The sequence below is a fragment of the Amycolatopsis sp. ATCC 39116 genome, from assembly GCF_000231075.2.
GTDB lineage: Bacteria > Actinomycetota > Actinomycetes > Mycobacteriales > Pseudonocardiaceae > Amycolatopsis_E > Amycolatopsis_E tucumanensis.
The window spans coordinates 1-6,087 of sequence record NZ_AFWY03000104.1 but is presented as its reverse complement, the minus strand read 5'-3'; the positions used below and the strand labels follow the sequence as shown (position 1 = coordinate 6,087).

Below are 6,087 nucleotides of genomic sequence, written 5' to 3'. Positions count from 1 at the left end.
GGGACGTGCCGGCTGGAACCGCGACGACAACCGTGGCGGGCGCTCGTTCGACAACCGTGGCGGGCGTGACGATCAGCGCGGTGGCCGCTCCTTCGACCGTGGTGGCCGGCCCGCCGAGGGCCGTGGCGAGCGTCGTGACTTCGACCGTGGTGGTCGCTCTTCCGAGGGCCGTGGTGGCGAGCGTCGCGACTTCAACCGTGGTGAGCGGTCCTTCGACAACCGTGGCGGGCGGTCCTTCGACGAGCGTCGTGGGGAGCGGCCGGGCTGGAAGCGCGACGACGACCGGCGCGGCGGCGGCTACGGCAAGCGGGACGACGACCGTTCCGGCCCGCGCCGTGACGACACCCGATCGGGCGGGCGCCGCTTCGACGACCGCGACTCCAGCCGGACGCGCGGCAAGTTCGACCGGGGCGACCGGCCGGCCCGCAAGCCCGGCGACGACCGCGCCAGTGGCCGCTTCGAGCGCGACGACCGCTCCGGCGGCCGTTTCGAGCGCGACGACCGTGCCGGTGGTCGCTTCGAACGCGACGACCGTGCCGGCCGGCAGTTCGACCGGGGCGACCGGCCGGGCTGGAAGCGCGACGAACGGTCCGAGGCTGCCGCGGAGACAGCGGAGGAGCGGCTGGACGAGGCTCCGGCCCGGAACTCCGCGGACGACGTGGTGACCAGCGGTTCCACGCCCGACACGATCAGCGAAGGCGAGATCGCCGACCAGGCGGACGCGACCGGCACCGCTCCGGCGGACGCGACCGGCACCGCTCCGGCGGACGCGACCCGCGCCGACCTCGTGGACACGACCGGCGCCGACCTCGTGGACACGACCGGCGCCGACCTCGTGGACGCTACCGGCGCCGCCGGTGACGACAGCACCTTCGAGGACCGCGCTGCCGAGGACCGCGCTGCGGACACCCGGGACGGAAGCGCCGACACGGACGGGCCCGACGAGGGTGCTGGCATCGCCGATGAGGACGCGGCAGGCAGGCCCGGAGAGGGCGCCGAGGGCGCCGGCGCCGGCGGCGACGACACCGCGGGCAAGCCCGGCAAGCGCGTCGGCTCCGCCGACGACAGCGCCGAGGGCAGGCCCGGAGACCTCGCCGGCGAAGACCTCCCGGACGACGCCACCGCCGACGAGGACCTCGCTGACGGCTTCGACGAGGACGACACCATCGAGCAGGTCGCCTCGCCGGTCGCGCGTGAGGACGACGTCGAGATCGCCGACGCCGAGTTCCGTGACGCGCGCCGCGCGGAGCGCCGGACCGACGATCGCCGCGGGAAGCGGGGTGGCCGGGATCTCGACGACGCGGCCCTCGCGCGGGAACTGCTCGAAGCTCCGGAACTGCCGGAGGACATCGAGTACAGCGACCTCGACCCGGACGTCCGGCGCGAGCTGCGCTCCCTGCCGAAGTCGCTCGCCGAGACCGTCGGCAAGCACCTCGTCGCGGCGGGCAACCTCATCGACACCGACCCGGAGGCCGCCTTGGCGCACGCCAAGTACGCCAAGACCCGCGCCTCCCGGATCCCCATCGTCCGCGAGGCGCTCGGCCTGGTGTCCTACCACGCCGGCCGCTGGCAGGAAGCCCTGGCCGAGCTGCGGGCCGTCCGCCGGATGACCCACACCGACCAGCACATCGCCGTCATCGCCGACGCCGAGCGCGCCCTCGGCCGCCCCGAGCGCGCCCTCGACCTCGCCAAGGAGATGCAGGGCCGCAAGCTGCCGCGCGACGTCGAGATCGAGCTGAAGATCGTCGCCGCCGGGGCGCGGCGCGACCTCGGCCAGGTGGACGCCGCCGTGGTCTCCCTGCAGGGCGACGACCTCGACCCGCGCAAGCGCGACCCGTGGAGCGCCCGGCTGTTCTACGCCTACGCGGACAACCTCGTCGCGGCCGACCGCACCGAGGAAGCCCTCCGCTGGTTCCTGCACGCCGCCGAGGCCGATGCGGAGGACGAGACCGACGCCGCCGAGCGCGCCGCGGAGCTCGCGAATGGCTGACGCCCTCCAGGCCGCCTACGACGCGTTCCTGTTCGACCTCGACGGAACCGTCTACCACGGCCCCCGGCCCATCCCGGGGGCCGCGGCGGCCATCCGGCAGCTGCGCGACCAGGGCGCCGCGGTGCGCTTCGTCACCAACAACGCCTCCAAGGCGCCCGGGGACGTCGCGGACCACCTCCGCGCGCTCGACGTCGACGCCACCCCGGACGAGGTCAGCACCAGCGCCCAGGCCGCGGCCCGGCTGCTCGGTGAACGGCTGCCCGCCGGGGCGGTCGTCCTCGTCGTCGGCACCGACGCGCTCGCCGGCGAGATCACCGCCGTGGGCCTGGAGCCCGTGCGCGAGGCCGGGGACGACGTCGCCGCCGTCGTGCAGGGCCACAACCCCGCCACCGGCTGGGCCGACCTCGCCGAAGCGTGCGTCGCCATCCGCGGCGGCGCCCTGTGGGTCGCCTGCAACGTCGACACCACCCTGCCCACCGAACGCGGCCTGCTGCCCGGCAACGGCTCGATGGTCGCCGCCCTGCGCACGGCCACCGGCGCCACCCCCGAGGTCGCCGGCAAACCCGAGGCCCCGCTGTTCCACACCGCCGCGAAGTCGGCGAACGCGAGCCGTCCGCTGGCGATCGGGGACCGGCTGGACACCGACATCGCGGGCGCCGTCACCGCGGGCATGGACTCGCTGTGCGTGCTCACCGGCGTCGCCACGCCGGCCACCCTCGTCACCGCGGTCCCCGCCGAACGGCCGACCTACCTGGGCGCCGACCTCGGCGCCCTGACCGAACCCGCGGACGAACTGCGCGTCGCCCCGCAGGCAGGCTGGGATGTCCGCCGCGACGGCGACACGCTCGTCGTGACCGGCGACGGCGATCCGCTGGCCCTGCTGCGCACCCTCTGCGCCGTCGCCTGGGACACCGGCGTCACCGCCCTCCGGGCCGGGGACGACCGAGCCGGAAAAATCCTCGCGGAGCTGGGGCTGCCGTCCGGCGGCCGCCCGATCCGTTAGCGTGGTGACCGTGCAGCACCAACCGACTCCGCAACCGCCGCGACCGGTCCCCGGGTCGCCGCCGGCCGCCGCGCCGCAGCAGGACCCGCGTGCCGGCATCGAGGAGGCCATGGCCGCGCTCGACGACCTGGACCGGATCCCGCTCGCCGAGCACGTCGAGCGCTTCGACGCCGTGCACGCCGAGCTCACCACCGCCCTGTCCAGCATCGACAAGGTGTGAGGCGATGCCCCGCAGGGCCCGCCTCGACGCCGAACTGGTGCGCCGCGGCCTCGCCCGCTCCCGCGAGCACGCCAGCACGCTGATCAGCGAGGGCAAGGTGACCGTCAACGGCATGGTCGCCAGCAAACCCGCCACCGGCGTCGAGACCGGCGCGCCGATCGTCGTGAAAGCCACCGACGACCCGGGCTGGGCGTCCCGCGGCGCCCACAAACTGCTCGGCGCGCTCGAGGCCTTCGAACCGGCCGGGCTGTCCGTCGACGGCAAACGCTGCCTGGACGCGGGCGCCTCGACCGGCGGGTTCACCGACGTCCTGCTCCGCCGCGGCGCCGCCCAGGTGGTGGCCGCCGACGTCGGCCGCGGACTGCTCGACTGGCGGCTGCAGACCGACGAGCGCGTCGTCGTGCTGGACAAGACCAACGTCCGCAACCTCACCCCCGAGCAGTGCGGCGGACCGGTCGACCTGGTCGTCGGCGACCTGTCGTTCATCTCGCTGCGCCTGGTCCTGCCCGCGCTCGCCGCCTGCGCGACCGCCGATGCCGACCTCGTCCCGATGGTCAAACCGCAGTTCGAGGTCGGCAAGGAACGCCTCGGCAGCGGCGGCGTGGTGCGGGACCCGGAACTGCGCGCCCGTGCCGTCCTGGACGTCCTGGACGCCGCCGCCGGACTGGGCCTGCACCCGCACGGCGTGGTCGCGAGCCCGCTGCCGGGACCGTCCGGCAACGTCGAGTACTTCGCCTGGCTGCGCCGCGACCCGGTGCCGGACCAGGACGTCGAGCAACTGGTCCGCGACGCGGTCGGGAAGGGGCCCCAGTGAGCGAGCGCCGCGAGGTCCTGCTGGTCATGCACCCCGACCGCGAGACGACCAAGGACGCCGCGCGCGAGGTCGCCACCCGGTTCGACGAGGCCGGCATCGGGCTGCGCGTCATCGACGACGAGGTCAAGGAACTGATCGAGCACGACTCCCTCGACGAGCTGTGCACCCTCGTCGCGCCCGGTGACGACCCGGCCCGCGGCGCCGAGCTGGTGCTCGTGCTCGGCGGCGACGGCACCCTGCTGCGCGCCGCCGAACTGGCCCGCCCCGCCGGGGTGCCGGTGCTGGGCGTCAACCTCGGCCGCGTCGGCTTCCTCACCGAGGCCGATTCGGACGCGCTCACCGAGACCGTCGGGCGGGTCGTCTCGCGCGAGTACACCGTCGAGGAGCGCATGACGATCGACGTCACGGTGTCGGTCGAGGGCCGGGTCGTGGCCCGCACCTGGGCGCTCAACGAGGCCAGCGTCGAGAAGAGCACCCGCGAGCGGATCCTGGACGCGCTCATCGAGGTCGACGGCAGGCCGGTGTCCGCCTTCGGCTGCGACGGTGTGCTGTGCGCCACTCCGACCGGCTCCACCGCCTACGCGTTCTCCGCCGGCGGCCCGGTCATCTGGCCCGACGTCGAGGCGCTGCTCGTCGTCCCCAGCAACGCGCACGCGATGTTCTCCCGCCCGCTGGTCGTCTCCCGCGACTCGGTGATCACCGTCGGCGTCGACCCGTACGGCTCGCCCGCGGTCCTGACCTGCGACGGGCTGCGGCACATCGCCCTGCCGCGCGGCGCCAGGGTCGAGGTCGTGGCCGGTGAGGTCCCGGTCCGGCTGGCCCGCCTGCACCCCGGCCCGTTCACCGACCGGCTGGTCCACAAGTTCTCGCTGCCCGTCAAGAGCTGGCGGGAACGGCACGCGCGCTGAGGCGAGGCGGCCGCGGATTGTCGGAGCGGACCGCTACGGTGGTCTGCGTGCTGGCCGAGATGCGCATCCAGGGCCTCGGAGTGATCGAGGACGCCCTGCTCGAACTGCACCCGGGATTCACTGTGGTCACCGGCGAGACCGGCGCGGGCAAGACCATGGTCGTCACCGGGCTGCACCTGCTGTCCGGGGGACGCGCCGAGGCGTCGAAGGTCCGCAACGGCTCCGGCCGGGCGAGCGTCGAAGGACGCTTCGAAGGCGTGTTCGCCGGTCACGTCGCCCGGATCGTGGCCGACGCGGGCGGCGAGACCGACGAGGACGGCAGCCTCATCGCGCTGCGCTCGGTGGGCGCCGACGGGCGGTCCCGCGCCCACCTCGGCGGCCGCTCGGTGCCGGTGAGCGTGCTGTCCGACCTGGCCGACCGGCTGCTGGCGGTGCACGGCCAGAACGACCAGCTGCGGCTGCTGCGGCCGTCCGAACAACGCGAGGTGCTCGACCGGTTCGCCGGGGACGACGTCGCCGAGCCACTGCGCCAGTACCGGGAGGTGCGCGACGAGTGGCTCGCCGTGGTCGCGGAGCTGACGGAGCGCACCAGCCGCTCCCGCGAGATGGCGCAGCAGGCGGACCTGCTCAAGCACGGTCTGGACGAGATCGCCGCGGTCGACCCGAAGCCGGGGGAGGACGCGGAGCTGGCCGAGCAGGTCAAGCGGCTCACCGCGACCGAGGAGCTGCGGGCCGCGGCGAGCGGCGCGCAGGCCGCGGTGTCCGGCGCGGCCGACGGCGACCCGGACCAGCCGGGCGCGCTCGGCCTGATCGGCGAGGCCCGGCGGCGGCTGGCCGGCGCGGACGACTCGGCCCTGCGGGACCTGGAGCCGCGGCTGGCCGAGGCCGAGATGCTGCTCAACGACGTCGGCGCCGAGCTGGGCGGCTACCTCGACGGGCTGGACGCCGATCCGGGCCTGCTCGAGCAGATCCTCGCCAGGCAGGCCGAGCTGAAGACCCTGACCCGCAAGTACGCGCCCGACATCGACGGCGTGCTGGCCTGGGCCGAGGACGCGAACTCGCGACTGGCGTCGATGGACACCTCGGAGGAGGCGCTGGCGGCGCTGGCCGCGCGGCGGGACGAGCTGGCCGCGCAGCTGGCCGTGCACGCCG

6 protein-coding genes are annotated in these 6,087 nt (G+C 75.0%); all 6 read left to right on the top strand.

Annotated features, from left to right (window positions below):
• On the top strand, positions 1 to 1,990 hold a 1,990-nt coding region (locus AMY39116_RS47765), incomplete at its 5' end, for a hypothetical protein (protein WP_235716332.1).
• Positions 1,983 to 2,993: an HAD-IIA family hydrolase gene (locus AMY39116_RS0341510; RefSeq protein WP_020423494.1), complete on the top strand. Its 1,011-nt coding sequence runs from the start codon at positions 1,983 to 1,985 to the stop codon at positions 2,991 to 2,993. The genes AMY39116_RS47765 and AMY39116_RS0341510, both read left to right, overlap by 8 nt.
• Before the next feature lie 10 nt (positions 2,994 to 3,003).
• Complete coding sequence (locus AMY39116_RS0341505; protein ID WP_027936700.1) at positions 3,004 to 3,213, top strand: hypothetical protein; 210 nt, start codon at positions 3,004 to 3,006, stop codon at positions 3,211 to 3,213.
• A gap of 4 nt (positions 3,214 to 3,217) precedes the next feature.
• Positions 3,218 to 4,027 carry a TlyA family RNA methyltransferase gene (locus tag AMY39116_RS0341500; RefSeq protein ID WP_020423492.1) on the top strand — a complete coding sequence of 270 codons (810 nt, stop codon included), beginning with the start codon at positions 3,218 to 3,220 and terminating at the stop codon, positions 4,025 to 4,027.
• Complete coding sequence (locus tag AMY39116_RS0341495) at positions 4,024 to 4,935, top strand: NAD kinase (RefSeq protein WP_017982001.1); 912 nt, start codon at positions 4,024 to 4,026, stop codon at positions 4,933 to 4,935. The genes AMY39116_RS0341500 and AMY39116_RS0341495 overlap by 4 nt, the downstream gene beginning before the upstream one ends.
• Before the next feature lie 47 nt (positions 4,936 to 4,982).
• The coding region (locus tag AMY39116_RS0341490) for an AAA family ATPase (RefSeq protein ID WP_027936699.1) at positions 4,983 to 6,087 on the top strand (1,105 nt) is incomplete at its 3' end.

Excerpts from the sequence above, each read along its gene's own strand:
- AMY39116_RS0341510 (WP_020423494.1), top strand. The coding sequence starts at position 1,983 with ATGGCTGACGCCCTCCAGGCCGCCTACGACGCGTTCCTGTTCGACCTC.
- AMY39116_RS0341500 (WP_020423492.1), top strand. The coding sequence starts at position 3,218 with ATGCCCCGCAGGGCCCGCCTCGACGCCGAACTGGTGCGCCGCGGCCTC.